This is a genomic window from Vibrio sp. Vb0304 (genome assembly GCF_033338995.1).
Taxonomy (GTDB): domain Bacteria; phylum Pseudomonadota; class Gammaproteobacteria; order Enterobacterales; family Vibrionaceae; genus Vibrio; species Vibrio alginolyticus.
In genome coordinates, this window is the sequence record NZ_JAWOTT010000263.1 from 1 (window position 1) to 1,155 (window position 1,155).

The window sequence follows — 1,155 nt, forward strand, 5'->3', positions numbered from 1 at the left end:
TTCCAGATCCAGATTTGCCATTTTTGGGGGTGCATTTGACTCGTATGATTGATGGTTCTGTGACGGTTGGTCCAAATGCCGTTCAGGGTTGGAAGCGAGAAGGGTATGGAAAAGTGAACTTTAACCTGCAAGATACACTGCAAATGCTGAGTTTTTCTGGCTTTTGGAAAGTCACACAAAAGCACTTAAAAACGGGCTTGGAAGAGTTTAAAAACTCGTGGTGGAAGCCTGGGTATTTGAAACTGGTCAATAAATATTGTCCGAGTATTCGTGTTGAGGATCTCCAGCCTTACCCTGCAGGGATTCGCGCGCAAGCGGTGTTGTCGGACGGCACTCTAGTGCACGATTTCCTATTTGCAGAGAGCGCAAGAAGCCTTCACGTGTGTAATGCGCCTTCCCCAGCGGCCACATCTGCCATGCCTATCGGAGAGTACATTTGCGATAAGGTCGATGAGAAAGTGGTAGCTAAAGTCGTCTAGTCAGACATATAGAGCCAGTAGAGCCAGTTTTGAACACTGGCTCTTTCATTTCATCAGGTTTTTGTTGGTGGCATTCTACTTCGGACAAAGTTCGCCTTTTTTGGCGTGTCTTTCGATCATGTAATCGCCCCTTGCACTGCGTAAGACCATTGCGTTCCACACCTCACCGTCTTGAAGCTCGAACTCAAACGCATAGTGAGTACCCGCTACCACTTGAGTGCGTACTTCGTTGATGTTTTTTAATTTATCTTCGGCGTTCATCTGGTACAAAGGCATGCTCAACGGGCGCTGCGCTTCTGGAGTAACTTGAGAAACTTGCCATCCACCGGGTTGACTCTTTTCTGCCGAACAAATTGCCTGCATTTTCTTTTTCATCGCGGGTGAAACTTGCTTGTCCACGGCGTAGACATTGTTGGTGATCGTGAGGATTGCAAGAGTGGCTGCGGCTCCCCAATATTTCCTAACACTCATAAAGACACTCCGTTATTTGTCCTTGATTTAGTATAAGCACGGCTGTGTTGCTTTACATAATGAGAAGAAGTTGGAACGGAAAGTCGTACAAAGAAAGTCGTACAAAATAGTGGTGAGTCCTTTCGATACATAAATGAGCGCCGCTTCACTGAAATTTGTCCGAAAAGTGCACTATATTGAAAGAGTCAGAGACATGGGGTTTCTG

Annotated in this window: 1 protein-coding gene and 1 pseudogene; one reads left to right on the forward strand and one right to left on the reverse strand. The window is 46.1% G+C overall.

All coding sequences use genetic code 11. The annotated features are described in order from the left end of the window. Window positions 1–479, forward strand: a pseudogene (locus R7P35_RS25495) (FAD-dependent oxidoreductase); the annotation flags it as partial. Between the two features lie 75 nt (window positions 480–554). Here R7P35_RS25495 and R7P35_RS25500 read toward each other — a convergent pair. Continuing rightward, window positions 555–950, reverse strand: a complete 396-nt coding sequence (locus tag R7P35_RS25500) for a cystatin domain-containing protein (RefSeq protein WP_318093206.1) — start codon at window positions 948–950, stop codon at window positions 555–557. Window positions 951–1,155: the final 205 nt, after the last annotated feature.

What these genes read in the sequence shown, in the direction of transcription:
- R7P35_RS25500 (WP_318093206.1), bottom strand. Translation starts at nt 950, where the DNA reads ATGAGTGTTAGGAAATATTGGGGAGCCGCAGCCACTCTTGCAATCCTC.